The sequence below is a fragment of the Pantoea sp. S-LA4 genome (assembly GCF_054482835.1).
The window spans coordinates 462,043-487,149 of record NZ_JBTLRC010000002.1; the positions used below are offsets into that span (position 1 = coordinate 462,043).

The window sequence follows — 25,107 nt, forward strand, 5'->3', positions numbered from 1 at the left end:
GGACCGCGGTTCGTTGCCACTCACCAGGACATAACAGATGCGTATTGAAGAAGATTTGAAACTGGGCTTTAAAGACGTCTTAATCCGGCCAAAACGTTCTACGTTGAAAAGCCGTTCACAGGTTGAGCTGGAGCGCAGTTTTACCTTTAAGCACTCCGGCCTGAGCTGGAGCGGCGTGCCGGTGATTGCCGCTAACATGGATACCGTCGGCACCTTTCTGATGGCGGAAGCGCTGGCCAGCTTTAATATTCTGACGGCGGTACATAAGCATTACAGCGTAGATGACTGGCGTGCCTTCATTCAGCGCGTGCCCGAGACGGTTTTGAACTCGGTAATGGTCTCTACCGGTACCTCTGAAGCTGATTTCACTAAGCTGAACGCCATTATGGCGCTGTCAGAGAAACTGCAGTTTATCTGCATTGACGTTGCCAACGGCTATTCCCAGCATTTTGTCGATTTTCTGCAGCGTGCCCGCGAAGCCTTTCCTGGCAAAACGATCTGTGCCGGAAATGTGGTGACCGGAGAAATGGTAGAAGAGCTGATTCTGTCAGGTGCCGATATTGTCAAAGTGGGCATAGGACCCGGATCGGTCTGTACCACACGGGTGAAGACCGGCGTGGGTTATCCGCAGCTCTCAGCGGTGATTGAGTGTGCTGATGCGGCGCACGGCCTGAGCGGTCAGATTGTCAGCGACGGCGGTTGTTCGGTGCCGGGCGATATTGCCAAAGCCTTTGGTGGCGGCGCTGATTTCGTGATGCTGGGCGGAATGCTGGCCGCACACGATGAATGCGAAGGGCGAGTCGTCGAAGAAAATGGCGAAAGTTTCATGCTGTTTTATGGCATGAGTTCAGAGTCGGCAATGAAGCGTCATGTCGGTGGTGTGGCAGAGTATCGTGCAGCGGAAGGGAAAACCGTGAAGTTGCCGTTGCGCGGCCCGGTGGCTGAAACCGCGCGTGATATTCTGGGCGGCCTGCGTTCAGCCTGCACCTATGTAGGTGCCGAGCGTCTGAAAGAGCTGACGAAACGCACGACCTTTATTCGGGTAGCCGAGCAGGAAAACCGCGTTTTTAATCGTTAATGATCCAGCGAGAGTCAGTGATTAATGGTCAGTGGCAGATGGCAGATGGCAGATGGCTGATGATGGCGAGTTAATGATGGTTGATCGGTTACCGGCGGTCAGGCATTGACCGTCAGCTCCGTTACCGGCGCACCAGGCGTGGTTTAGGGTTGCTCATCCATCGATCGACCTCCATCTGAGGCTCCTCAGCGGGTGTCACATCTTACTTATCTGACTTCACATTAAGGCGCGCAAAATGCGCGCCTTAATGCATCGCATCACCTAATCCGAATACCGGCAGATACATCGCGATCACCAGCGTGCCGACAATGCCGCCAATCACTACCATCATCATGGGTTCCAGCGAGGCGGCCAGCGTGTCAGCCCGTTCACGGGTTTGCCCCTCATGCCATTCAGCCAGCCGTGCCAGCATCAAATCCAATGCACCCGCCTCTTCACCGACGCGAATCAACTGACCACAGAGCGCGGTAAACAGTGGATGCTGCGCCAGTGCCTGATGCAGCGGTTTTCCTTCGGCGATATGCTGCTGCAAACCGGCAATCGCTTCCCGCCATAACAGTGAAGAGAGTGTCACCTCGACGGCGGCAAGTCCCTGTAACAGGGTTAATCCGGCATGCTGCGTCAGATGCAGAATGGTGTAAATCTGGGTTAACTGTGAACCGCGCCAGAGCCCGGAGAGCAGCGGGAGACGTAAAAACAGTCGCTGTTCCCGTCGCTGCCAGTCTGCTGAGCGCCGCCGCAGTTGCTGCCAGCTCACCAGCGTCAGCAACAATACGCTGGCTATCAGCAACCCCCACTGCTGCAACGCGGCAGAAAGCTGCATCACTGCGGCGGTAAAGGCTGGTAAGGGCGCGTCAAACGAGGCGTAGACCGCGACAAACTCCGGCAGAACGAACAGCAGCATGCCGCAGCTGACGGCCAGCGCCACCAGCAGAATGAACAGGGGATAGCGAAGCGCCTTTACGACCTGACGCCATAACTGATGCTGGCGGGTCTGCTGCCGGGCCAGTTCATTGCAGCAAACATCCAGTTGTCCGGTCAGTTCACCGACCTCCATCAAAGCCGGGTAAAGGGCCGGAAAGATCTGCGGCCACTCACGCAGCGCCTGTGAAAAGGGCTGACCGCTGATGACCCGATGATGCAGCGCCATCATCAATGCACGCCAGCCAGCATGGGGATGGCCTTCAGCCAGCAGGGCGAGACTCTCGGCCAGCGGCAAACCGGCTTTAAGCAGGGTAGCCAGCTGGCGAATCAGATCGGTTTTGTGCTGCCATTTCCAGTCCGCCTGGCGCCAGACCTTGTCTCGTTTCCAGCTGACCGGCAGCAGATCGCGCTGTGCCAGCATCAGCAACAGGTTTTCACTGTCGATAGCCAGCAGCTGACCGCTTTGCAGCTCGCCCTGGCTATCGACGGCCTGCCAGCGAAACAGCGCCGGATTAGCCATCTTCCAGTCCGATAACCCGCTGCATCTCTTCCAGCGAGGTATCGCCCCGGCTCACCGCCTCCAGCCCGGAGGCAAGCAGGGTACGCAGCCCCTGCTGCTTTGCCAGAGCAAGCAGATTCTCAAGCGGCATCTCTGCCGCAATGGCGTTTTGCAGCCTGGCGTTCACCGGCAGCAGTTCAAACAGCGCCAGCCGGCCAAAGTAGCCGGAGAAGCAGTGATCGCAGCCGGGCGCGCGCCAGGTCTGTAAGGTCCCGGGCCAGAGTTCGGCAGGGTAGTGCGCTACCGCCTGAGCCGGCTGACGACAGTGCGGGCAGAGACGCCGTACCAGGCGCTGCGCCACGATCAGCCGTAGCGCCGACCCCAGCAGGTAACCGGGAATACCCATCTGTCGAAGGCGCGTCAGGGTTTCGGCGGTTGAGTTGGTATGCAGGGTCGAGAGCACCAGATGCCCGGTCTGTGCGGCCTTAACCGCAATCTCGGCGGTTTCTGCATCGCGGATCTCGCCGACCATAATCACATCCGGATCCTGACGCAGCAGCGCACGCAGCACGCGATGGAAGTCGAGCCCGTTTTTACTGTGAATCTGCGTCTGATTGATGCCGGGTAACGGTATCTCTATCGGATCTTCAACACTACAGAGGTTTTTGTCGGGCGTATTCAGCGCACTAAGCCCGCTATAGAGCGTGAAGGTTTTGCCGCTGCCGGTCGGTCCGGTCACCAGGATCAGCCCTTGTGGCTGCGCCAGCGCCGAGCAGAGCAGGCGTAACTGGGCGGCGGGAAGCCCCAGCTTATCCAGCGATAGTGCGGCGCTTTCACTCTGCAACAGCCGGACCACGGCTTTTTCCCCGCCGTGAATCGGTAGCGTGGCAAGGCGAAACGAGGCCGGTTTGCCGGCAATCTCCAGGCTGAACTGACCATCCTGCGGTAACCGGCGTTCGGCAATATCCAGGCCGCCAAGGATTTTAAGACGAGCCAGCAATGCGGCGGGCGGGATGGCTGGCAGTGCTGAGAGCGGATGCAGGACACCATCAATCCGCAGCCTGACTCTTAGCCCATCCCGCCAGGGTTCAATGTGAATGTCTGATGCGCGACGCTCCAGCGCCTGCTGCAGTATCTGCTGCGTTGCCTCAATGGCTGACTCTGAAGGAGCATCTTCGCGTGCTGACAGCGGTTTTTCACTGTGCTGCAACTGGTCGAGACGCGCCTGGGGCCAGCACTCAATCTCAATCTGGCACTGGCTGGCAAAATGCAGAGCCTCAGCCAGCCCCGGCGGCACCGTTTCCGCCACGGCAACCCGTAGCTGGCCGGCATCATGGTGCAGCACCAGGGCGCGATAGCGCTGGCATAATGCCGCAATCGCCGCATCAGGCTTCATCGGCGGCTCCTTTATCGGCAAAGCGGAACTGCTCAAGGCAATTGTCACGCAGGCTGCTGTTGCTGCTGGTGCAGCTACGTTGCCAGCTGATGCCGCCTTCGGTGCTGTCCCATACCGGCAGCATCTCGACGCTTAACCCATTCAGGCTCTCCTGGCCGGTCAGGGTGATGACGCCATTGGTGACGCTTAGGGCGGAAACATAGCGCGAGCTTCTGGCAGCAGGAATGCCGTGTTCGCCAGCCTGACAGGGCGTCGGGCCGCCGCGCTCCAGCGCACAGAGCTCCACTGCGGTTTTATACGGCACCATCGTTTGCAGCATGTCGGTGAGCGCTGCGCGCTGCAGATAGTTTTGGTAAGCAGGCAGGCCAATGGCGCTGAGGATCGCCACAATGCCCACCACAATCATCAGTTCGACCAGGGTAAATCCACGTTGATAATCCATTTCGTCTTCTCCAGTTTAAGAAGCCGACAGACTAAAAAAGGGGCTTGAGGAATCACAGACGCAGAGTGAAACAATGGAAAAGAAGACGAGAAGAGAGTCATGGCTTGCAGTGCAGCCGAAATCGTTATGGAAGCGGGATCGCATAAAGCGCCGTGCTGGCGGCACGGCGCGCGAGCTTACTGCTGCTGAAAACGCATCGATAAATCGAGTGCACGCACATGTTTCGTCAGCGCACCCACCGAGACATAATCGACGCCGGTCTGCGCAATCTGGGGGAGCGTGGTTTCCGTGACGTTGCCCGAGACTTCCAGCAGCGCGCGCCCCTGATTCAGCGCTACCGCCGCACGCATCTGCTCCAGGCTGAAGTTATCCAGCATCACAATATCTGCTGCTGCCTCCAGCGCCTGACTCAGCTCATCCAGCGATTCCACTTCTACCTCTACCGGCACATCCGGCTGCAGCCATTGCGCCTTTTCCACCGCCTGACGGATCGATCCGCTGGCAATAATGTGATTCTCTTTAATCAGATAGGCATCGGAGAGGCCCAGGCGATGGTTACTGCCGCCGCCGCACAGGACGGCATATTTCAGTGCGGTGCGCAGGCCGGGCAGGGTTTTTCGCGTGTCCAGCAGTTGCGTCTGACTGCCCGCCAGCAGCGCCACATAGCGGCTGACTTCGGTGGCAACGCCCGAGAGGGTCTGAACAAAATTGAGCGCGGTACGTTCAGCGGTCAACAGCAATCGTGCCGGACCCTTGATATCGAACAGCGGCTGGTCAGCTTCGATCCGATCACCATCCGCGACATGCCAGGTCAGGGTTGCGTGTGAGCCGAGCTGAATAAACACCTCCTCGACCCAGCGTTTACCACAGAAAACACCCGCTTCACGGGTAATCACCTGAGCATGGGCCTGCGTTTCAGCCGGTAACAGCTGAGCGGTGATATCACGGTCGGCATCAATTTCGCCGCCAAGATCTTCCTGTAACGCACGCGCAACCGCCTCGGGAATATCACCTTCGATGCGTCTAATCAAAGCCTGACGGCGGCTGTCTGGATCATAACCACGCGAAGACATAAGCGTTGAACTCCAAAATGGGATGGTGAGTAAGGTGTCCACAATAGCCTGAACCGTGATCGCGTACCAGCGATGGACGCAATTTTGTTTAGTATCCTTAACACGCGCCGCTTGTCTGGCGGCTCAGCGACGCATTTAGAGGCAATAATCCCTTACTATTCATGCTATTCTCAGCCTGATTGAATAAGGAAATACAGCATGAAAATTGAACATGGCTGGCTGACCGGGGTACGTCAGGTCCCCTCGCCGCATTGTAATGAGCGACCCGACGATGAGGCGCCTTCGCTGCTGGTGATCCACAATATCAGCTTACCGCCAGGCGAATTTGGTGGCCCGTGGATCGATAAATTGTTCACCGGCACGTTGCCGCCGGATGCGCATCCTTATTTCGCAGACATTGCCGCACTGCGCGTGGCGGCGCACTGCCTGATTCGTCGTGATGGCGAGATCGTACAGTACGTTTCCTTTGATAAACGTGCCTGGCATGCTGGCGTGTCGCAGTTTGAAGGCCGTGAGAACTGCAACGACTTCTCCATCGGTATTGAACTGGAAGGTACGGATAGCGATCCCTATACCGAAGCGCAATACCAGTCGCTGCAACGGGTCACGCAACTGCTGTTGCAGCACTACCCGCTGACGCCTGCGCGCATTACCGGACACAGTGATATCGCACCGGCGCGCAAAACCGATCCCGGACCTGCTTTTGACTGGGGCTACTATAAGCAGCTGTTAACGCAGCAAAAATCCTGATTTTTGCGGAGTCAGTATGACGTTGTTTACCTTGTTGTTGGTTTTAGGCTGGGAACGCCTGTTTAAGCTGGGCGAGCACTGGCAGCTGGAACACCGGCTGGAGCCGTTTTTTCGTCGCCGCCAGCATGTCTCAATGGTGCGTACCCTGCTGATGACGCTACTAGTGATGGCCGTGACGGCGCTGGTGGTCTGGAGCCTGAAAGGCCTGCTGTTTGGCGTACTGCAACTGCTGTTCTGGATCGTCGTCGGGCTGCTGTGTATCGGCGCGGGGTCGGTGCGACAGCATTATCACACCTACCTGAAAGCGGCCAGCCATGATGATGCGGCTGCGCATCAGGCGATGGCGGCCGAGCTGACTCTGATACACGGTGTGCCGGTAGAGTGCAGCGAGCGCGAATTTCTGCGCGAACTGCAGAATGCGCTGATCTGGATTAACTTCCGCTTCTACCTCGCGCCGATGTTCTGGCTGGTGGTCGGCGGGGCCTGGGGTCCGGTGCTGCTGGTGGGATACGCCTTCCTGCGTGCCTGGCAGGGCTGGCTGGCAAAACAGGGCACGCCGATGGCGCGTGCGCAGTCTGGCGTCGATGGCATACTGCATGTGCTCGACTGGATCCCGGTGCGACTGGCCGGTGTGGCCTACGCCTTGCTGGGGCACGGCGAGAAAGCGTTGCCGGCGTGGTTTGCCTCGCTCACCGACCGTCATCGTTCGCAGTATCAGGTGCTGACCAGCCTGGCGCAGTTCTCGCTGTCGCGCGATCCACACACCGATAAAGTCGAAACGCCACGGGTTGCCGTGGCGTTAGCAAAACGAACTTCACTGGTGCTGGTCGTGGCCGTGGCGTTGCTGACGATCTACGGCACGCTGGTGTGATCGGCGGGCGGCACGCCAAAATCGGGTGTGCCATCTGCCCGCCAGTCAAAATACTTCAGCCGGGTATGGCGGTTCGGGTCCCATAACGGGTCGCCCTCAATTTCGGTGTAGTTGCGCGCGTGGTAAACCAGCACGTCGCGTCCCGCCTCATCCTGGGTAAAACTGTTGTGGCCCGGCCCATACTGATGATTATCCCAGCTCGACACAAACACCGGCCGGGCAGATTTCTGCCATGCCGTGACGTCGAGCGGATCGGCATCCATCGCAATCGACAACAGGCCCAGACAGTAATTCTCATCGGTGGCGCTGGCCGAGTAGGTGACAAACAGCCGGTCACCGTGGCGGATCACCGCCGCGCCTTCGTTAACGCTAAACCCGGCACATTCCCACTCATATTCAGGCCGGCTCAGCATCACCGGCGTCCCTTTCAGCGTCCAGGGGTTGAGCAGCTCGGCCAGATAGAGGTTGGAGTTGCCGGGAATCGACGGATCTTTCTGCGCCCACAGATACCAGTTCTTGCCCTGATGCACGAAGTGGGTGGCATCCAGCGAGAAACTGTCGAACTGGCTGAATACCCGACGACACGGCTGCCATTCACCCTGCAGCGGATCGGCCGCATCACACACCAGCGCATACATCCGGTGCTGAAACAGGCCATCTTTGATGTCGCGTGTCGGCGCAGCCGCGAAGTAGATCACCCACTGGCCGTCGATTAAGTGCAGTTCCGGCGCCCAGATCAGCTCGCTGCAGGGACCGCTGTCCGGCTTGCGCCATACCACTACCGGTTCGGCAGTGCGCAGACCGGCCAGCGTATCGGCACGACGGATCTCCAGCCGGTCATATTCCGGCACTGAGGCGATAAAGTAGTAGTGTTGATCATGACGCAGAATAAACGGGTCGGCGCGCTGCTCGATAAAAGGGTTAGGCAGGATAGCGGTCATTTTACTTCTCCGGTTTGCGGGACAACGCCGTCGCGTGTGCGAACAGTCTGTAAATCACGGAAATTTTCGCGACGCAGCGCGAGATCCTGCTGAATAGTGAGCATCATTTTACGGTCGACCTTCATCAGCCGTACCACACCTGCCGTAATCAGATAGCCAATGCCCGGGATCACGGTAAACAGCAGCATGATGCCGTTAATGGCCTCCGGCGACTGCTGTTTAGCCCCGGCATTGTAGCCGTAGATCGACAGCAGGAAGCCGACCATCGCCCCGGCGACCGCCAGTCCCACTTTGAGAAAGAACAGGTTACCGGAGAAGCTGATACCGGTGATGCGCTTGCCGGTTTTCCATTCGCCATAGTCATCAACATCGGCCATCAGCGACCAGTGCAGCGGCGACGGGATCTGATGCAGGATATTCAGCACAAAGTAAGCGATCACCACCATCAGCGTGGCGTGCGGATCGATCCAGTAAAACGCACTGGAGAACAGCGCCAGCGCAATGTTGGTCCAGAAGAAGACCTTGAGCTTACACCAGCGATCGGTCAGCACTTTTGCCAGCGTACTGCCGAACATCATGCCAATCACGCCGAGGCTGATAAACAGCGTGGCGAAATGGGTCGATTGCCCCATCACCCAGGTGACGTAATACATGGTGGCGGCCATACGGATAAAGCCGGGACAGACGTTGCAGAAGGTCAGCAGAAGAATGCGCACCCACTGATCGTTTTTCCAGACGTCGCGCAGATCTTTCTTCAGGTCGTCATTGCTGGGAACGGCGGGGTGAATACGCTCACGCACCGTGGCAAAGCAGAACAGGAACATCGCCAGACCGATAGTCGCCAGCACGGTCATCGCCATCTGATAGCCGCGCGCCTTGTCTTCGCCGCCAAACCATTCCGCCATCGGCAGCAGCGACATCGACAGGATCAGCGTAGCGATGCCGACCATCACGAAGCGGTAAGACTGACAGGAGACGCGTTCGCCGGGATCGTTGGTAATCACGCCGCCCAGCGAGCAGTAAGGAATGTTGATGGCGGTGTAGGTCAGCGACATCAGGAAGTAGGTGACGAACGCCCAGATGACCTTGTTATGGTAGGTCCAGTCCGGCGTGGTAAACATCAGCACGCTGAACAGCACATAGGGAACCGAGACCCACAGCAGCCACGGGCGGAAGCGGCCCCAGCGGCTCTGGGTGCGATCGGCAACCGCGCCCATAATCGGATCGGTCACCGCGTCCAGCACCCGCACCGACAGCAGCAGTGTGCCGACCAGCGCCGGGGCTAAACCAAAAACATCGGTATAGAAGTAGTTGAGGAACAGCATGATGGCACCGCCAATCATGTTGCATCCGGCATCGCCCATGCCATAACCCAGTTTTTCTCGAAACGAGAGGGCTGCACCTTTCATGGTTCTCTCCTGCGCATCCGGTGTGAACAGGAATTATTGTCGCTAAATCAGAGAGATGACTGGGAGTAAATCGCCATGAAGATGGACAAAACAGGTGCGCGAGGAGAAGTGTGAACTGGATCGGGCTTTAGCGCCAGGCGGCGGATGAGGCGGAATGCCTGCTGCAGCACGCCACGGCGCTGCAGCAGGTCAGGGCTTATCAGGCTTTCTGGGCCTGATTCTTAATGAAGTAACCAATCCCCAGAATCACCAGCCAGACCGGAATCAGCCAGACGGAGATCGCCATGCCCGGCGTGGTTGCCATCAGCACCAGAATCGCCGCCAGGAAGATCAGGCAAATCCAGTTACCTACCGGATAGAGCAGCGCTTTGAAGCGGGTAGTCACCCCTTGCTGATCTTTCTTACGACGGAACTTGAGGTGCGCCAGGCTGATCATCGCCCAGTTGATCACCAGCGCCGAAACCACCAGTGACATCAGCAGGCCAAAAGCCTCGCCCGGCATCAGGTAGTTGATTAACACGCAGAGCGCAGTGGCGACGGCTGACACCAGAATGGTCAGCACCGGCACGCCGCGGCGGTCCACTTTCAGCAGCGCTTTCGGCGCGTTGCCCTGCTGCGCCAGACCAAACAGCATACGGCTGTTGCAGTACACGCAGCTGTTATAGACCGACAGCGCCGCCGTCAGGATCACCACGTTCAGCGCATTAGCCACCATCGCATCACCCAGTTCGTGGAAGATGAAGACGAACGGGCTGACGTCTGCGGTAACGCGGGTCCACGGCATCAGTGACAGCAGCACCGCCAGCGAACCGATATAGAAAATCAGGATGCGCCACAGCACCTGATTGGTCGCTTTAGGAATGCTGGTTTCCGGATTATCCGCTTCTGCCGCGGTGATCCCCACCAGCTCCAGACCACCAAACGAGAACATGATGATCGCCATCACCATCACCAGCCCGCCGAGGCCATGCGGGAAGAATCCGCCCTGTTCCCACAGGTTGCGTACGGTGGCCTGCGGGCCGCCGTGGCCGCTGAACAGCAGCCAGCCGCCGAACAGGATCATGCCAATCACCGCGACCACTTTAATAATGGCGAACCAGAACTCCATCTCACCAAACACTTTCACGTTGGTCAGGTTAATGGCGTTGATCATCACAAAGAAGATGGCGGCCGAGGCCCAGGTCGGGAAGTCAGGCCACCAGAACTGGATATATTTACCGACAGCGGTCAGCTCTGCCATCGCTACCAGTACATAGAGCACCCAATAGTTCCAGCCCGATGCGAAGCCAGCAAAGTTGCCCCAGTATTTATAGGCGAAGTGGCTGAAGCTGCCGGCAACCGGCTCCTCTACGACCATTTCGCCCAACTGACGCATGATTAAAAAGGCAATAAAACCGGCAATGGCATACCCCAGAATGACTGCCGGTCCGGCGGATTCAATGACCGACGCACTGCCGAGAAACAGGCCGGTCCCCACCGCACCACCCAGCGCGATGAGCTGAATATGGCGGTTCTTCAGACCGCGTTTCAGCGCTTCGCCTTGCTGTTGTTCCATACAAACCTCGTGATGTTTTTATTCTTCGTTCGCAGCGCAGTCCGCTGTAAGGAAGTGGTTACATTAACGTATTGATTATTTTACGGTATCCGGCGTGCTGTCTGCTGCCAGGCGCTACCCTGGCGACAAGAATAGTGATAAGCGAATCGCTTTGCACCTGCTTTCGCTTTTCGTGCTGGGCATTGACTGAAAAAACAGCGCCAGCTCACGTCTGTGACAGGCAAATTTCTGCCATGAAATGATGCCGATGACGAATAGGTTTCGCTTATGGTAGCCGCTGCGGTAAGCGGCTAAACGGGTGTAAGGTTTGGTAAAAGTGAAGTTATTTAACATTTACTTCCAGGGTAATTTTTCATTTTTTTAACCGCAAGTTAGCGTCACCACTGGCTTTCACCGTTGCGGAATGTGACCGGGACCATATAGACACAAGGTGAATACTTTGTTACTTTACCGGCACCTTTTGACAATTGGTATTACCAATTTACTCCGGACGATTGGCTAATAAGAAGGGAAGATGGCTTACAGTAAGATTCGCCAACCCAAGCTCTCCGACGCCATCGAGCAACAGCTCGAATCCCTGATCATGGAAGGGACGCTGCGTCCGGGAGAGAAGCTGCTCCCCGAGCGCGAACTCGCCAAACAATTCGATGTCTCACGTCCGTCCCTCCGCGAAGCAATCCAGCGCTTAGAAGCCAAAGGATTACTGCTACGCCGTCAGGGTGGCGGAACGTTCGTACAGGAGCATCTCTGGCAAAGCATGAGCGATCCACTCGTAGAGCTTCTCGCCGACCATCCGGAATCACAATTTGATCTGCTGGAAACGCGCCACGCCTTAGAAGGCATCGCCGCTTATTATGCGGCACTGCGCGGCACCGAAGAGGATCTGCTGCGGATTCGTGATTGCCATCTGCAGATCCAGCAGGCACAGGACAGCGGCGACTTAGACGCCGAAGCGGACGCAGTGATGCAGTATCAGATCGCTGTCACAGAAGCAGCCCATAATGTCGTGCTTTTGCATTTGCTACGCTCTATGGGCCCTATGCTGGAACAAAACGTCCGTCAGAATTTCGAATTGCTCTACTCGCGCCGGGAAATGCTGGCGAAAGTGAGCGGTCACCGCGCCAGAATCTTTGAGGCGATTGTGGCTCGTGAGCCGGAAAAAGCGCGCGAGGCTTCACACCGTCACCTGGCGTTCATTGAGGAAATCTTGCTGGACAGAAGTCGGGAGCAGAGCCGTCGAGAACGCTCCCTGCGTCGTTTACAGCAACGTAAGGAATAACGTGCGACAAAGATCGTACGGACATGTGCGACGAGCCTGCCTGCATGTGCTGTAACAGGCTCCCGATTATTCAACGTATTAGACACAGATAAGGAACACACCCATGTCAGAACGTTTACACAATGACGTGGATCCGATTGAAACTCGTGACTGGCTACAGGCGATCGAATCGGTCATCCGTGAAGAAGGTGTTGAACGTGCGCAGTATCTGATTGATCAGGTACTGGGTGCAGCCCGCAAAGGCGGCGTGAACGTTGCTGCAGGATCTTCTGCAATCAGCAACTATATCAACTCTATTGCCGTTGAAGATGAACCGGACTATCCGGGCAACACCTCTCTTGAACGTCGTATCCGTTCCGCGATCCGCTGGAACGCCATCATGTCGGTGCTGCGCGCATCGAAGAAAGATCTGGAACTGGGTGGCCATATGTCCTCCTTCCAGTCTTCTGCCACCATTTATGAAGTGTGCTTTAACCACTTCTTCCGCGCGCGCAGTGAGAAGGATGGCGGCGACCTGGTTTACTTCCAGGGCCACATTTCCCCAGGCATCTACGCCCGTGCGTTCCTTGAAGGTCGTCTGACCGAAGAGCAGATGAACAACTTCCGTCAGGAAGTGGCTGGTAAAGGCCTCTCATCTTATCCGCACCCGAAACTGATGCCGGAATTCTGGCAGTTCCCGACCGTTTCTATGGGTCTGGGTCCGCTGTCGGCTATCTATCAGGCGAAGTTCCTGAAATATCTGGAACACCGTGGCCTGAAAGATACCTCTGCACAGACCGTCTATGCCTTCCTGGGTGATGGCGAGATGGATGAGCCGGAATCAAAAGGCGCAATCACCATCGCCACCCGTGAAAAACTGGATAACCTGGTCTTCATCATCAACTGCAACCTGCAGCGTCTGGATGGTCCGGTCACCGGTAACGGTAAGATCATCAACGAGCTGGAAGGCATCTTTGCCGGTGCTGGCTGGGAAGTGATCAAAGTCATCTGGGGCGGTCGCTGGGATGAGCTGCTGCGTAAAGATACCAGCGGCAAGCTGATTCAGCTGATGAACGAAACCGTTGACGGCGATTACCAGACCTTTAAATCCCGTGATGGTGCCTATGTGCGCGAGCACTTCTTTGGTAAATATCCGGAAACCGCCGCGCTGGTTAAAGATATGTCCGATGATGAAATCTGGGCACTGAACCGTGGCGGCCACGATCCGAAGAAAATCTACGCGGCACTGAAAAAAGCGCAGGACACCAAAGGCAAACCGGTGCTGATCCTGGCGCATACCATCAAAGGTTATGGTATGGGCGACACCGCGGAAGGCAAAAACATTGCTCACCAGGTGAAGAAGATGAACATGGATGGCGTGCGCTATATCCGTGATCGCTTCAACGTGCCGGTAGCGGATGACAAGATTGAATCTCTGCCATACGTGACCTTCGACAAAGGCTCTGAAGAGTACAACTATCTGCACGGTCAGCGTGAGAAGTTGGGCGGCTACCTGCCGACGCGTCAGCCGAAGTTCACCGAAAAGCTGGAGATGCCAGCGCTGGAAGAGTTCAGTGCGCTGCTGGAAGAGCAGAACAAAGAGATCTCAACCACCATCGCCTTTGTGCGTGCTCTGAACGTGATGCTGAAGAACAAGTCGATCAAAGATCGTCTGGTTCCGATCCTCGCCGATGAAGCGCGTACCTTTGGTATGGAAGGTCTGTTCCGTCAGATCGGTATCTACAGCCCGAACGGTCAGCAGTACACCCCGCAGGACCGCGAGCAAGTGGCTTACTACAAAGAAGACGAGAAAGGCCAGATTCTGCAGGAAGGGATCAACGAGCTGGGCGCAGGTTCATCCTGGCTGGCGGCGGCGACCTCTTACAGCACCAACAACCTGCCAATGATCCCGTTCTACATCTATTACTCGATGTTCGGCTTCCAGCGTATCGGCGATCTGATGTGGCTGGCGGGCGACCAACAGGCGCGCGGCTTCCTGGTCGGCGGCACCTCCGGTCGTACCACGCTGAACGGCGAAGGCTTGCAGCATGAAGATGGTCACAGCCACATTCAGTCGCTGACCATCCCGAACTGTATCTCCTACGATCCTTCATACGCGTATGAAGTCGCGGTGATCATGCATGACGGTCTGGTGCGGATGTATGGCGAAGCGCAGGAAAACGTCTACTACTACATCACCACGCTGAACGAAAACTACCACATGCCAGCGATGCCGCAGGGTGCGGAAGAGGGTATCCGTAAGGGTATCTACAAGCTGGAAACGGTCGAGGGCAGCAAAGGCAAAGTCCAGCTGCTGGGTTCAGGCTCTATCCTGCGTCACGTACGTGAAGCTGCGCAGATCCTGGCGAAAGACTACGGTATCGGCTCTGACGTCTACAGCGTCACCTCGTTCACCGAACTGGCTCGTGATGGCCAGGATTGTGAGCGCTGGAACATGCTGCATCCGACCGAAGAACCGCGCGTGCCTTACATCGCGCAGGTGATGAACGATGCACCGGCCGTCGCTTCAACCGACTACATGAAGCTGTTCGCTGAGCAGGTTCGTAGCTATGTCCCAGCCAGCGATTATCGTGTACTGGGTACCGATGGATTTGGTCGCTCTGACAGCCGTGAGAATCTGCGTCATCACTTCGAAGTGGATGCATCTTATGTGGTGGTTGCCGCGCTGGGTGAGCTGGCTAAACGCGGCGAGATCGAGAAGAAAGTGGTGGCCGACGCGATCACCAAATTCAGTATCGATGCCGATAAAGTTAACCCGCGTCTGGCTTAAGAGGTAATAGAGTAATGGCTATCGAAATTAAGGTACCGGATATCGGGTCTGACGAAGTTGAAGTCACCGAGATTCTGGTGAAAGTTGGCGACAAGGTGGAAGCCGAACAGTCGCTGATCACCGTGGAAGGCGACAAAGCCTCAATGGAAGTGCCTTCGCCGCAGGCTGGCGTGGTCAAAGAGATCAAAATCGCCACCGGTGACAAAGTAGAAACCGGCTCGCTGATCATGATGTTTGACGCGGAAGGTGCGGCAGAAGCCGCACCGGCACCGGCGGCAGAGAAAAAAGCAGACGCGGCCCCGGCGCCAGCGGCTGCCGCTGCTACCGCCAGCAAAGATGTCAATGTTCCGGATATCGGCGGTGACGAAGTCGAAGTCACTGAGATTCTGGTGAAGGTTGGCGACAAAGTTGAAGCCGAACAGTCCCTGATCGTGGTGGAAGGCGACAAAGCCTCGATGGAAGTCCCGGCCCCGTTCGCGGGTACCGTGAAAGAGATCAAAATCGCGACCGGCGACAAAGTCAGCACCGGTTCACACATCATGGTGTTTGAAGCGGAAGGCGCAGCGCCGGCCGCTGACGTGAAGCCTGAAGTTAAAGAAGAAGCGGCAACGGCTCCGGCTGCGGCAGCGGGCGCAAAAGAGGTTAACGTTCCGGACATCGGCGGTGACGAAGTTGAAGTCACTGAAGTGCTGGTGAAAGTCGGCGACAAAGTTGAAGCTGAGCAGTCACTGATCGTGGTGGAAGGCGACAAAGCCTCAATGGAAGTCCCGGCCCCGTTCGCGGGCACCGTGAAAGAGCTGAAAGTGGCGACTGGCGACAAAGTCAGCACCGGCTCGCTGATCATGGTGTTTGAAGTTGAAGGTGCTGCGCCAGCCGCCGCTCCTGCAGCAGCGAAACAGGATGCCCCGGCACCGGCAGAGAAGGCCGAAGCTAAAGCCGCGGCACCAGCCGCCGCCAAAGCGGAGAGCAAAGGCGAGTTCGCAGAGAATGATGCCTATGTTCACGCGACCCCGGTGATCCGTCGTCTGGCGCGTGAGTTCGGTGTTAACCTGGCGAAAGTCAAAGGCTCCGGCCGCAAAGGTCGCATCCTGAAAGAAGACGTGCAGAGCTACGTTAAAGAGGCCGTGAAACGCGCTGAAGCAGCACCGGCTGCTGCCAGCGGCGGCGGTCTGCCTGGCATGCTGCCATGGCCGAAAGTGGACTTCAGTAAGTTTGGCGAAATCGAAGAAGTCGAACTGGGACGCATCCAGAAAATTTCTGGCGCGAACCTGAGCCGTAACTGGGTGATGATCCCGCACGTTACGCATTTCGACAAAACCGATATCACCGATCTGGAAGCGTTCCGTAAGCAGCAGAATGCGGAAGCCGAGAAGCGTAAGATGGACGTGAAGTACACCCCGGTGGTGTTCATCATGAAAGCGGTCGCTGCGGCACTTGAGCAGATGCCACGCTTCAACAGCTCGCTGTCAGAAGATGCGCAGAAGCTGACGCTGAAAAAATATATCAACATCGGTGTGGCGGTTGATACGCCAAATGGCCTGGTGGTTCCGGTCTTCAAAGACGTGAACAAAAAGGGCATTACCGAGCTGTCGCGTGAACTGATGGCGATTTCGAAGAAAGCGCGTGACGGTAAGCTGACGGCAGGCGACATGCAGGGCGGATGCTTCACTATCTCCAGCCTTGGCGGTTTGGGTACCACGCACTTCGCGCCGATCGTCAACGCGCCGGAAGTGGCTATCCTTGGCGTCTCGAAGTCGGCGATGGAGCCAGTCTGGAATGGTAAAGAGTTTGCGCCGCGTCTGATGATGCCAATTTCTCTTTCCTTCGATCACCGTGTTATAGACGGTGCTGATGGTGCGCGTTTCATCACTCTCATCGGCAATATGCTGTCCGACATTCGTCGTTTAGTTATGTAAATGTGAAGAAGGCCGGCGAAAGCCGGCCTTCCTGTAACGATTCGTCGCACCGCGGTTGGCAGTTTGTTAACAATTCTGTAAACTCTTGCGGTGAAAGTCCCGGTGGAACAAGGGCATCATAAGAACGTCTGACCCGCCGGATATCAAATAAGAGGTCATGATGAGTACAGAGATTAAAACCCAGGTCGTAGTACTTGGGGCGGGTCCTGCAGGTTACTCTGCAGCCTTCCGTTGCGCGGATTTAGGTCTGGAAACCGTACTGGTAGAGCGTTACAGCACCCTTGGCGGTGTTTGTCTGAACGTCGGTTGTATCCCATCTAAAGCGCTGCTGCACGTTGCTAAAGTGATTGAAGAGGCGAAAGCCCTTGAAGAGCACGGCATTGTGTTTGGTCAGCCATCGACTGATATCAACAAAATTCGCAGCTGGAAAGAAAAGGTAATTAACCAGTTAACTGGCGGCCTGTCAGGTATGGCAAAAGGTCGTAAAGTGAAAGTGGTTAATGGCCTGGGCAAATTCACCGGTGCTAACACGCTGGTGGTTGAAGGAGAAGGCGGCGCGACCACCATCAACTTCGATAACGCCATCATCGCTGCGGGTTCACGCCCAATCGAACTGCCGTTCATTCCACATGAAGATCCACGCGTCTGGGACTCAACCGATGCGCTGGAGCTGAAAGAAGTACCGAAGCGCCTGCTGGTTATGGGTGGCGGTATCATCGGTCTGGAAATGGCGACGGTCTATCATGCGCTGGGTTCAGAGATCGATGTGGTCGAGATGTTCGATCAGGTCATCCCGGCTGCGGATAAAGATGTGGTGAAAGTCTTCACCAAAAAAATCAGCAAGAAATTTAACCTGATGCTGGAAACCAAAGTGACCGCCGTTGAAGCAAAAGACGATGGCATTTACGTTTCCATGGAAGGTAAAAAAGCACCAGGCGAAGCACAGCGTTACGATGCGGTGCTGGTGGCTATCGGTCGTGTACCGAATGGCAAAGGTCTGGATGCCGGCAAAGCGGGCGTGGAAGTGGACGATCGCGGCTTCATTCGCGTCGACAAGCAGATGCGTACCAATGTGCCGCACATCTACGCTATCGGCGACATCGTCGGTCAGCCAATGCTGGCGCACAAAGGCGTGCATGAAGGCCACGTCGCGGCGGAAGTGATCTCCGGTCTGAAGCACTACTTCGATCCGAAAGTGATCCCATCCATCGCCTATACCGAGCCAGAAGTTGCCTGGGTTGGTCTGACCGAGAAAGAAGCGAAAGAGAAAGGCATCAGCTACGAGACCGCCACCTTCCCGTGGGCAGCCTCAGGTCGTGCTATCGCTTCTGACTGTGCAGACGGCATCACCAAACTGATTTTCGACAAAGAGACGCACCGGGTGATCGGTGGCGCGATTGTCGGCACCAACGGCGGCGAGCTGCTGGGTGAAATCGGTCTGGCGATCGAGATGGGTTGTGATGCGGAAGATATTGCGCTGACCATCCATGCTCACCCGACGCTGCACGAGTCTGTGGGTCTGGCGGCAGAAATCTTTGAAGGCAGCATCACCGATCTGCCTAACGCGAAAGCGAAAAAGAAATAAGCCTCATTGCCCGATAGAAAAGCTCCCTTTACGGGAGCTTTTTTTTGCCTGAATTTTGTGCTGGCGATTAAGTGTGCATTTGGGTTAAGTCTGGGTGTAAAATTCGGTAGAATTAGTGGTGGCTAAAAAGTAGTTAGTAATCAAACGGATAATTTTAGCGTGTTCCCCGCGCGAGCGGGGATAAACCGCAGATGAACAGAGCAAGATAATGCTTAATGGAGTGTTCCCCGCGTGAGCGGGGATAAACCGTGAATAGAACATGGCAGCAGCAGGCAGGAGGTGTGTTCCCCGCGCCAGCGGGGATAAACCGTTGCGCAGGATGGCGGCGCTGCAGGCATTCCATTGTTCCCCACACCAACCGGGAAAAACCACCTCAACCCTTACTCATCCTCTCGCGCAAACCATCCACAACCCATCAACTTTGCCGATCAACCGCCACCTGGTCGATAAACATCTGTGCCAGTACGGCGATCGCCGCATTGCCTGGCAATCTCTCTTCATTAATGCGCAGCATCAGCGAGGTTGAGCGTCTACGGCCCTGCAGCAGCGGGAGCGGGCGCAGCTCGCCGCTGGCCAGTAGCGCGGCAATGTTCTTCTCCGGCAACCAGCCATAGCCCAGCTGATGCTGCACCGCCTCAATGGCTGCCGACAGGGTGGTGAACGACCAGTTCTCGGCCTGCTCACCGCTGACCTCTGACTGCTGCTGTTGCTGGCGATCGAGGATGGTGATGCAGGGCCAGCGCGCCAGAGCGGCGGCACTGAGCGGTGCCGGCTCGCTGTGCAGAGGATGATCGCGATGAGCGACCGCAATAAAGTCAACGCTCATCAGACTTTCCCCGGCTAACGGTTCGTCATCACTGCGCGCTACCAGCCAGAGATCGGCCTGCTGCTCCGCCAGTCTGGCGGGCGTTTCGCTGCGGACGATTTCGCTGAACCAGACGCGGACGTGCGGATAACGCTGCTGAAACTGATGCAGCACCGTAAACAGCAGTGGCTTGGGCGCAATGGCATCGACCATCAGGTCGACACGCGAGGGTTCACCGCGCTGCAAGGCGGCAGCCTGCGCTTCCAGGCTGCTAAAACCGGTCAGCAGCGGACGCGCCTGCGCCAGCAACTGCTCGCCCTCCGCCGTCAGTACCGCGCGTCGTCCTTCTTGTTGCAGTAGCGCGATGTCCAGTCGCTGCTGCAACAGGCCAATCTGATAGCTGACTGAGGACTGGCTACGGTTATTTTTTTCTGCCGCCAGCGCAAAACTGCCTTCCTTTACTACCGAGTCGAGCAGGAACCACTGTTCGAGTGTCGTTTTATGCATGGATACTCATCGAAAATTTGAATGAATTAGCGTTAAAAATAGCGTTATTAATCGTTTTTGTAACGCGCAATAATCTCCTCAAGGAAAACAAATGAGGAATTAATCATGAGCACTTTTGATAAACATGACCTGTCAGGCATCGTCGGCAAACATCTGGTTTACACCTATGACAACGGCTGGAATTACGAGCTCTACATCAAAAATGCCAGCACCATCGACTATCGCATTCACAGCGGTATGGTCGGTAATCGCTGGGTTAAAAATCAGCATGTCTATGTTGTTCGTCTGGCGCAGGATGTCTATAAAGTTTCCTGGACTGAACCAACCGGCACCGATGTCAGCCTGGCCGTTAATCTGGCTGATAAAATTTTCCATGGCACCATCTTCTTCCCACGCTGGGTCATGAACAACCCGGAAAAAACCGTCTGCTTCCAGAATGATCATCTGGAAGAGATGGCAAAATTCCGCGAAGCGGGTCCGGCTTATCCAACCGAAGTGATTGATGAGTTCGCAACGCTGACCGTAATCCGCGATGTGGGTGAAAATAACGAAAGCGTGATCGACTGCCCACCTGACCAGTTGCCAGCGAATTTTCCGGACAACCTGAAAAATTAAGCCTGCACAGAAGAGGTCATGACGACCTCTTCTTAATAGCAGTTTCTGTCTTGTAGCTTCTGATCTGTTTTGCGAGGACGAAAAATGGAATTATCGACAAAGGTTTTTATCAGCAGTGATGCCCATGATGGATTCGGGGTCAGCTCCACTCTTATCATGGGCGAAAAAGAGGTGATGCTGGTGGATGCGCAGTTTACCCTGGCAAATGCGCATCGACTGGTGGCAGAGATTATTGAAACCGGTCTTGAGCTAAAACGGATATTCATTACCCACCTGCATCCCGATCACTTTCTTGGTCTTGAAGTCATTAAGTCTGTTTTCCCGCACGCTGAAATCCTCTCTTACAAGCAGGTGGCGGAAGACGTTAACGACGCTTTTGACTTCAAAATTGATTACTGGGGCAGGCAGGTTCTGAAAGCGAATGGGGCTCGCACCACCTATCCGATTACCGAGATTGAGGAGGAGACGCTCTATCTGGAAGGCCAGCCGATTAACATCCTCGGACTGCTCAGCGGCGATTGTATCCGGGTGACACCGCTCTGGATCCCTTCGACCCGCACGCTGATCGCCTCCGATGTGGTGTTTGCCGATGCCCACGTCTGGATTGCCGACATGCGCACGCCGGAACGGATGGCGAAGTGGATGCAGAGCCTGGATACGCTGGAAGCGCTGGCACCGAAAGTGGTGATCCCCGGTCACTCCTGCACCACGCCAACGCTGAGTCCGTCAGCAATTGGCTTTACCCGCCGCTATATCAACGATTTTATTAATGCGCTGCATCGGGTTAACAACAGCGAGGAGCTGATCGCGGAGATGGAGAGAATCTATCCCAACCTGCCGGTGAAAATCTGCCTCGACTACAGCGCCAGAATTCTGAAAGATCACTATGTCTGGCCTGGCGACTGGCCTGAATCACTGCGCGAAATGAAAACCACGCTCTAGCCGTTACGCTATCAGGCCGGTTCAGGCTGGCCTTAACGGCCACGGCCCAATCCGGGCCATTCCCGCCAAAACGTTAATCCTGCCGCGTCTTCTATTCCTGCGCGTTATGCATTTCAGACAATTCACTGCCTGATTAACCCTGACCGGCGCGTTATTCAGTCGTGACGCTTTTCTGCCGCGCGATCGCCTGCTTTGCTGGCCTGTTTGTGGTTCAGATGCCCGGTGCCAGCAGGCAGGAAACCGGCAGAAACGGTTATGCATTTAATGTTGTATTTTTGTAAACAGATTAACAAACACCCGAAATCCTGCTATTCTGCCCTCCGCGAAACCGGGCACCTCAACCTGGACATCATAAGGTAAGGTTGTTCTCCATAAGTGAGCAAGGTGGTCGGAAAGCCCTACATAATGAGAGCGAGGATAACGTCGTGCTAGAAGAATACCGTAAGCACGTTGCCGAGCGTGCCGCAGAAGGGATCGTACCTAAGCCTTTAGATGCTTCCCAAATGGCCGCGCTGGTTGAACTGCTAAAAAATCCACCTGCGGGTGAAGAAGAATTTCTGACCGATCTGTTGGTCAACCGTGTTCCACCGGGCGTCGATGAAGCGGCGTACGTTAAAGCGGGTTTCCTGGCCGCTGTCGCCAAAGGCGAAGCCACCTCTCCTCTGATCTCTCCTGAAAAAGCGGTTGAACTGCTCGGCACCATGCAGGGCGGTTACAATATTCATCCGCTGATCGATGCGCTGGAAGACCAGGAACTGGCACCGATCGCGGCCAAAGCCCTTTCACACACGCTGCTGATGTTCGACAGCTTCTATGATGTGGAAGAGAAAGCGAAAGCGGGCAATGAATACGCGAAGCAGGTGATGCAATCGTGGGCCGATGCGGAATGGTATCTGTCACGCCCTGAACTGGCAGAAAAAATTACCGTTACGGTGTTCAAAGTCACCGGCGAAACCAACACCGATGATCTCTCTCCGGCTCCGGATGCCTGGTCACGTCCTGACATCCCACTGCACGCGTTAGCGATGCTGAAAAATGCCCGTGAAGGCATTGAGCCGGATGAGCCAGGCAACGTTGGCCCGATCAAACAGATCCAGGCGCTGCAGGCTAAAGGCTTCCCGCTGGCGTACGTCGGTGACGTCGTCGGTACCGGTTCCTCACGTAAATCCGCCACCAACTCGGTGCTGTGGTTTATGGGCGACGACATCCCGAACGTGCCGAACAAAAAAGGCGGCGGCGTGGTGCTGGGCAGCAAAATTGCTCCAATCTTCTTCAACACCATGGAAGATGCGGGCGCACTGCCGATCGAAGTGGATGTGAACAACCTGAACATGGGCGATGTCATCGACATCTATCCATTCAAAGGCGAAGTGCGCAACCATCAGACCAACGAACTGCTGGCCAGCTTCGAACTGAAAACTGAAGTGCTGATTGACGAAGTGCGCGCCGGTGGCCGTATTCCGCTGATCATCGGTCGTGGCCTGACCACCAAAGCGCGTGAGTCGCTGGGTCTGCCGCACAGCACCGTATTCCGTCAGGCGAAAGATGTCGCGGAGAGCACCCGCGGTTTCTCGCTGGCACAGAAGATGGTCGGCCGCGCCTGTGGCGTCGAGGGTGTTCGTCCGGGCGCCTATTGCGAACCGAAAATGACCTCAGTGGGATCGCAGGATACCACCGGTCCGATGACCCGTGATGAGCTGAAAGATCTGGCGTGCCTCGGTTTCTCAACCGATCTGGTGATGCAATCATTCTGTCACACCGCGGCTTATCCTAAGCCAGTGGATGTGAATACGCACCATACGCTGCCCGACTTCATCATGAACCGTGGCGGTGTGTCGCTGCGTCCGGGTGACGGCATCATCCACAGCTGGCTGAACCGTATGCTGCTGCCGGATACCGTCGGCACCGGCGGTGATTCACATACCCGTTTCCCGATCGGTATCTCTTTCCCGGCGGGTTCAGGCCTGGTGGCGTTTGCCGCCGCGACCGGCGTGATGCCGCTCGACATGCCGGAATCGGTGCTGGTGCGCTTCAAAGGTAAAATGGAGCCAGGCATTACGCTGCGCGATCTGGTTCACGCCATCCCGCTGTATGCCATCAAACAGGGTCTGCTGACCGTTGAGAAGAAAGGTAAGAAAAACATCTTCTCTGGCCGCATCCTGGAGATTGAAGGTCTGCCGGATCTGAAAGTGGAGCAGGCGTTTGAGCTGTCAGATGCGTCAGCGGAACGTTCAGCGGCGGGCTGTACCATCAAGCTGGATAAAGACCCGATCATTGAATACCTGAACTCCAACATCGTTCTGCTGAAGTGGATGATTGCTGAAGGCTATGGCGATCGTCGTACGCTGGAGCGTCGTGTTGAAGGGATGGAGAAATGGCTGGCGGATCCACAGCTGCTGGAAGCGGATGCGGATGCGGAATATGCCGCGGTGATTGAGATCGATCTGGCAGATATTAAAGAGCCGATCCTCTGCGCACCAAACGATCCGGATGATGCCCGTCTGCTCTCTGATGTGCAGGGCGAGAAGATCGATGAAGTCTTCATCGGATCGTGCATGACCAACATCGGTCACTTCCGTGCAGCCGGTAAGCTGCTGGATAGCCATAAAGGGCAGTTACCGACTCGTCTGTGGGTGGCACCGCCAACCAAGATGGATGCGGCGCAGCTGACCGAAGAAGGCTACTACAGCGTATTCGGTAAGAGCGGGGCGCGTATCGAGATCCCAGGCTGTTCACTCTGCATGGGTAACCAGGCACGCGTGGCGGACGGTGCGACGGTGGTCTCCACCTCAACCCGTAACTTCCCGAACCGTCTGGGTACCGGCGCGAACGTCTACCTGGCATCAGCCGAGCTGGCGGCAGTGGCCTCACTGTTAGGCCGTTTGCCAACGCCGGATGAGTATCAGCAATTTATGGCGCAGGTGGATAAAACCGCCAGCGACACTTATCGCTATCTCAACTTCGACCAGCTGACGCAGTACACCGACAAAGCTGACGGCGTGATTTTCCAGACTGCAGTCTGATTCACTGACCGATAGCCGTAAAAAGGGGCGATGATTCGCCCCTTTTTTTCGTCTGTGCGACGGCAACCGGCGCGATGAAAAGCTGCATTTCGCCGGACAGCCTGCAATAATGCGCCACTTGTCACACTTTGCCGTTGAGGCAGCGCTGACACTGATAACGTGACGCGATGATGTAGAGAGGAACGGGCGATGGAATATGAATTTTTACGCGATGTGACCGGCCAGATTAAGGTGCGCATGTCGATGGATCACGAAGCGGTCGGCCACTGGTTCAATGAAGAGGTCAGAGACGATCCTGGCCTGCTGGATGAAGTCGAAGCCGCAATCGAAGATGTGAAAGGCAGCGTGCGGCAATGGCAGCGCGTCGGCAGCGAGTACACCATCCTGCTGGATGAGGAAGAGGTGATGATCCGCGCCAACCTGCTGGCGCTGGAAGATGACGGCATGGAAGAGGGGATGAACTACTACGACGAAGAGAGCCTCTCATTCTGCGGCATTGAAGATTTCCTGCTGGTGATCGCCGCCTATCGCCAGTTCGTCAATCAGTATGGTAATAAAAGCCGGACGTAACTTTTCGGCCTGTTAATCCCGCTCCTTTTGAGTGCACCTGTTTAGTTTCGCCGGGTGCGCTTCCCGCTGATTCGGTTTTCATTACCTCCATTCCTGTCTTTCTGTCTCTTCCTACCCGCTCTGTTGAGGATCGCCGGTCTGGCTGCTGGTTGTAACC

The 25,107-nt window shown here is 56.1% G+C and carries 19 protein-coding genes; 11 read left to right on the forward strand and 8 right to left on the reverse strand.

The genetic code is table 11. The features are described 5' to 3' along the window. The first annotated feature begins 37 nt into the window (after nucleotides 1-37). Nucleotides 38-1,078, forward strand: a complete 1,041-nt coding sequence (locus ACX3P5_RS02930) for a GMP reductase (protein WP_233985296.1) — start codon at nucleotides 38-40, stop codon at nucleotides 1,076-1,078. A 244-nt stretch (nucleotides 1,079-1,322) separates the two neighbouring features. Here the strand turns inward: ACX3P5_RS02930 and hofC are convergent, their stop codons facing one another. The 4 genes from hofC to nadC form a co-directional block, all read right to left on the reverse strand. Further along, nucleotides 1,323-2,522, reverse strand: a complete 1,200-nt coding sequence (gene hofC / locus ACX3P5_RS02935; protein ID WP_336755849.1) for a protein transport protein HofC — start codon at nucleotides 2,520-2,522, stop codon at nucleotides 1,323-1,325. Then, a complete protein-coding gene (gspE, locus tag ACX3P5_RS02940) occupies nucleotides 2,515-3,897 on the reverse strand; it encodes a type II secretion system protein GspE (protein ID WP_458968271.1) in 1,383 nt (460 codons plus the stop codon). The genes hofC and gspE overlap by 8 nt, the downstream gene beginning before the upstream one ends. After that, nucleotides 3,887-4,339 carry a prepilin peptidase-dependent pilin gene (ppdD, locus tag ACX3P5_RS02945; RefSeq protein WP_233985293.1) on the reverse strand — a complete coding sequence of 151 codons (453 nt, stop codon included), beginning with the start codon at nucleotides 4,337-4,339 and terminating at the stop codon, nucleotides 3,887-3,889. The genes gspE and ppdD overlap by 11 nt, the downstream gene beginning before the upstream one ends. A gap of 176 nt (nucleotides 4,340-4,515) precedes the next feature. Next, a complete protein-coding gene (nadC, locus tag ACX3P5_RS02950; protein ID WP_233985292.1) occupies nucleotides 4,516-5,412 on the reverse strand; it encodes a carboxylating nicotinate-nucleotide diphosphorylase in 897 nt (298 codons plus the stop codon). Between the two features lie 198 nt (nucleotides 5,413-5,610). On the opposite strand from nadC, the gene ampD reads away from it, so the two are divergent. Both ampD and ampE read left to right on the forward strand, forming a co-directional pair. Further along, nucleotides 5,611-6,162: a 1,6-anhydro-N-acetylmuramyl-L-alanine amidase AmpD gene (ampD, locus tag ACX3P5_RS02955; protein ID WP_233985291.1), complete on the forward strand. Its 552-nt coding sequence runs from the start codon at nucleotides 5,611-5,613 to the stop codon at nucleotides 6,160-6,162. 16 nt (nucleotides 6,163-6,178) lie between these two features. Then, on the forward strand, nucleotides 6,179-7,033 hold the full coding sequence (ampE, locus tag ACX3P5_RS02960; RefSeq protein WP_233985290.1) for a beta-lactamase regulator AmpE: 855 nt from the start codon (nucleotides 6,179-6,181) through the stop codon (nucleotides 7,031-7,033). Here the strand turns inward: ampE and ACX3P5_RS02965 are convergent. The 3 genes from ACX3P5_RS02965 to aroP all read right to left on the reverse strand — a co-directional run bounded on the left by ACX3P5_RS02965 (nucleotide 7,015) and on the right by aroP (nucleotide 10,938). After that, nucleotides 7,015-7,974 carry a glycoside hydrolase family 43 protein gene (locus ACX3P5_RS02965; RefSeq protein WP_458968272.1) on the reverse strand — a complete coding sequence of 320 codons (960 nt, stop codon included), beginning with the start codon at nucleotides 7,972-7,974 and terminating at the stop codon, nucleotides 7,015-7,017. The genes ampE and ACX3P5_RS02965 overlap by 19 nt on opposite strands. Continuing rightward, entirely contained in the window at nucleotides 7,971-9,383 is a 1,413-nt protein-coding gene (locus tag ACX3P5_RS02970; protein WP_233985288.1) for a glycoside-pentoside-hexuronide (GPH):cation symporter, read from the reverse strand. Before ACX3P5_RS02970 ends, ACX3P5_RS02965 begins: the two co-directional genes overlap by 4 nt. Nucleotides 9,384-9,582: 199 nt before the next feature. Continuing rightward, nucleotides 9,583-10,938, reverse strand: coding sequence for an aromatic amino acid transporter AroP (gene aroP / locus ACX3P5_RS02975; RefSeq protein WP_233985287.1), 1,356 nt, complete (start codon nucleotides 10,936-10,938; stop codon nucleotides 9,583-9,585). Between the two features lie 514 nt (nucleotides 10,939-11,452). Between aroP and pdhR the strand changes: the two genes are divergently transcribed. The 4 genes from pdhR (at nucleotide 11,453) to lpdA (ending at nucleotide 18,488) form a co-directional block, all read left to right on the forward strand. Beyond that, nucleotides 11,453-12,217 (forward strand): pyruvate dehydrogenase complex transcriptional repressor PdhR, encoded by a 765-nt coding sequence (gene pdhR, locus ACX3P5_RS02980; protein ID WP_233985286.1) that lies wholly within the window; start codon nucleotides 11,453-11,455, stop codon nucleotides 12,215-12,217. Nucleotides 12,218-12,320: 103 nt separating this feature from the next. After that, nucleotides 12,321-14,987, forward strand: coding sequence for a pyruvate dehydrogenase (acetyl-transferring), homodimeric type (aceE, locus tag ACX3P5_RS02985; protein ID WP_336755845.1), 2,667 nt, complete (start codon nucleotides 12,321-12,323; stop codon nucleotides 14,985-14,987). A gap of 14 nt (nucleotides 14,988-15,001) precedes the next feature. Beyond that, nucleotides 15,002-16,903: a pyruvate dehydrogenase complex dihydrolipoyllysine-residue acetyltransferase gene (gene aceF / locus ACX3P5_RS02990; RefSeq protein ID WP_458968273.1), complete on the forward strand. Its 1,902-nt coding sequence runs from the start codon at nucleotides 15,002-15,004 to the stop codon at nucleotides 16,901-16,903. Nucleotides 16,904-17,063: 160 nt separating this feature from the next. Continuing rightward, a complete protein-coding gene (lpdA, locus tag ACX3P5_RS02995; RefSeq protein WP_031376687.1) occupies nucleotides 17,064-18,488 on the forward strand; it encodes a dihydrolipoyl dehydrogenase in 1,425 nt (474 codons plus the stop codon). A gap of 415 nt (nucleotides 18,489-18,903) precedes the next feature. Here lpdA and ACX3P5_RS03000 read toward each other — a convergent pair whose 3' ends face one another. Further along, on the reverse strand, nucleotides 18,904-19,800 hold the full coding sequence (locus ACX3P5_RS03000) for a LysR family transcriptional regulator (RefSeq protein WP_233985283.1): 897 nt from the start codon (nucleotides 19,798-19,800) through the stop codon (nucleotides 18,904-18,906). Between the two features lie 105 nt (nucleotides 19,801-19,905). Here ACX3P5_RS03000 and ACX3P5_RS03005 point away from each other — a divergent pair, with 105 nt between their 5' ends. The 4 genes from ACX3P5_RS03005 (at nucleotide 19,906) to yacL (ending at nucleotide 24,950) form a co-directional block, all read left to right on the forward strand. Beyond that, entirely contained in the window at nucleotides 19,906-20,415 is a 510-nt protein-coding gene (locus ACX3P5_RS03005; protein ID WP_039391324.1) for a phenolic acid decarboxylase, read from the forward strand. Between the two features lie 84 nt (nucleotides 20,416-20,499). Next, nucleotides 20,500-21,357: an MBL fold metallo-hydrolase gene (locus tag ACX3P5_RS03010; protein WP_233985282.1), complete on the forward strand. Its 858-nt coding sequence runs from the start codon at nucleotides 20,500-20,502 to the stop codon at nucleotides 21,355-21,357. A 425-nt stretch (nucleotides 21,358-21,782) separates the two neighbouring features. Next, nucleotides 21,783-24,380 carry a bifunctional aconitate hydratase 2/2-methylisocitrate dehydratase gene (gene acnB / locus ACX3P5_RS03015; RefSeq protein ID WP_458968274.1) on the forward strand — a complete coding sequence of 866 codons (2,598 nt, stop codon included), beginning with the start codon at nucleotides 21,783-21,785 and terminating at the stop codon, nucleotides 24,378-24,380. Nucleotides 24,381-24,569: 189 nt separating this feature from the next. Continuing rightward, nucleotides 24,570-24,950, forward strand: coding sequence for a protein YacL (yacL, locus tag ACX3P5_RS03020; protein ID WP_336755829.1), 381 nt, complete (start codon nucleotides 24,570-24,572; stop codon nucleotides 24,948-24,950). The last annotated feature ends 157 nt before the right edge of the window (nucleotides 24,951-25,107 follow it).

Coding starts and splice junctions, on each gene's coding strand:
- ACX3P5_RS02970 (WP_233985288.1), bottom strand. CDS start 9,383: ATGAAAGGTGCAGCCCTCTCGTTTCGAGAAAAACTGGGTTATGGCATG.
- lpdA (WP_031376687.1), top strand. CDS start 17,064: ATGAGTACAGAGATTAAAACCCAGGTCGTAGTACTTGGGGCGGGTCCT.
- ACX3P5_RS03010 (WP_233985282.1), top strand. CDS start 20,500: ATGGAATTATCGACAAAGGTTTTTATCAGCAGTGATGCCCATGATGGA.
- hofC (WP_336755849.1), bottom strand. CDS start 2,522: ATGGCTAATCCGGCGCTGTTTCGCTGGCAGGCCGTCGATAGCCAGGGC.
- ampD (WP_233985291.1), top strand. CDS start 5,611: ATGAAAATTGAACATGGCTGGCTGACCGGGGTACGTCAGGTCCCCTCG.
- aroP (WP_233985287.1), bottom strand. CDS start 10,938: ATGGAACAACAGCAAGGCGAAGCGCTGAAACGCGGTCTGAAGAACCGC.
- ACX3P5_RS02965 (WP_458968272.1), bottom strand. CDS start 7,974: ATGACCGCTATCCTGCCTAACCCTTTTATCGAGCAGCGCGCCGACCCG.
- aceF (WP_458968273.1), top strand. CDS start 15,002: ATGGCTATCGAAATTAAGGTACCGGATATCGGGTCTGACGAAGTTGAA.
- yacL (WP_336755829.1), top strand. CDS start 24,570: ATGGAATATGAATTTTTACGCGATGTGACCGGCCAGATTAAGGTGCGC.
- ACX3P5_RS03000 (WP_233985283.1), bottom strand. CDS start 19,800: ATGCATAAAACGACACTCGAACAGTGGTTCCTGCTCGACTCGGTAGTA.
- ppdD (WP_233985293.1), bottom strand. CDS start 4,339: ATGGATTATCAACGTGGATTTACCCTGGTCGAACTGATGATTGTGGTG.
- aceE (WP_336755845.1), top strand. CDS start 12,321: ATGTCAGAACGTTTACACAATGACGTGGATCCGATTGAAACTCGTGAC.
- ACX3P5_RS03005 (WP_039391324.1), top strand. CDS start 19,906: ATGAGCACTTTTGATAAACATGACCTGTCAGGCATCGTCGGCAAACAT.
- pdhR (WP_233985286.1), top strand. CDS start 11,453: ATGGCTTACAGTAAGATTCGCCAACCCAAGCTCTCCGACGCCATCGAG.
- ampE (WP_233985290.1), top strand. CDS start 6,179: ATGACGTTGTTTACCTTGTTGTTGGTTTTAGGCTGGGAACGCCTGTTT.
- ACX3P5_RS02930 (WP_233985296.1), top strand. CDS start 38: ATGCGTATTGAAGAAGATTTGAAACTGGGCTTTAAAGACGTCTTAATC.
- nadC (WP_233985292.1), bottom strand. CDS start 5,412: ATGTCTTCGCGTGGTTATGATCCAGACAGCCGCCGTCAGGCTTTGATT.
- gspE (WP_458968271.1), bottom strand. CDS start 3,897: ATGAAGCCTGATGCGGCGATTGCGGCATTATGCCAGCGCTATCGCGCC.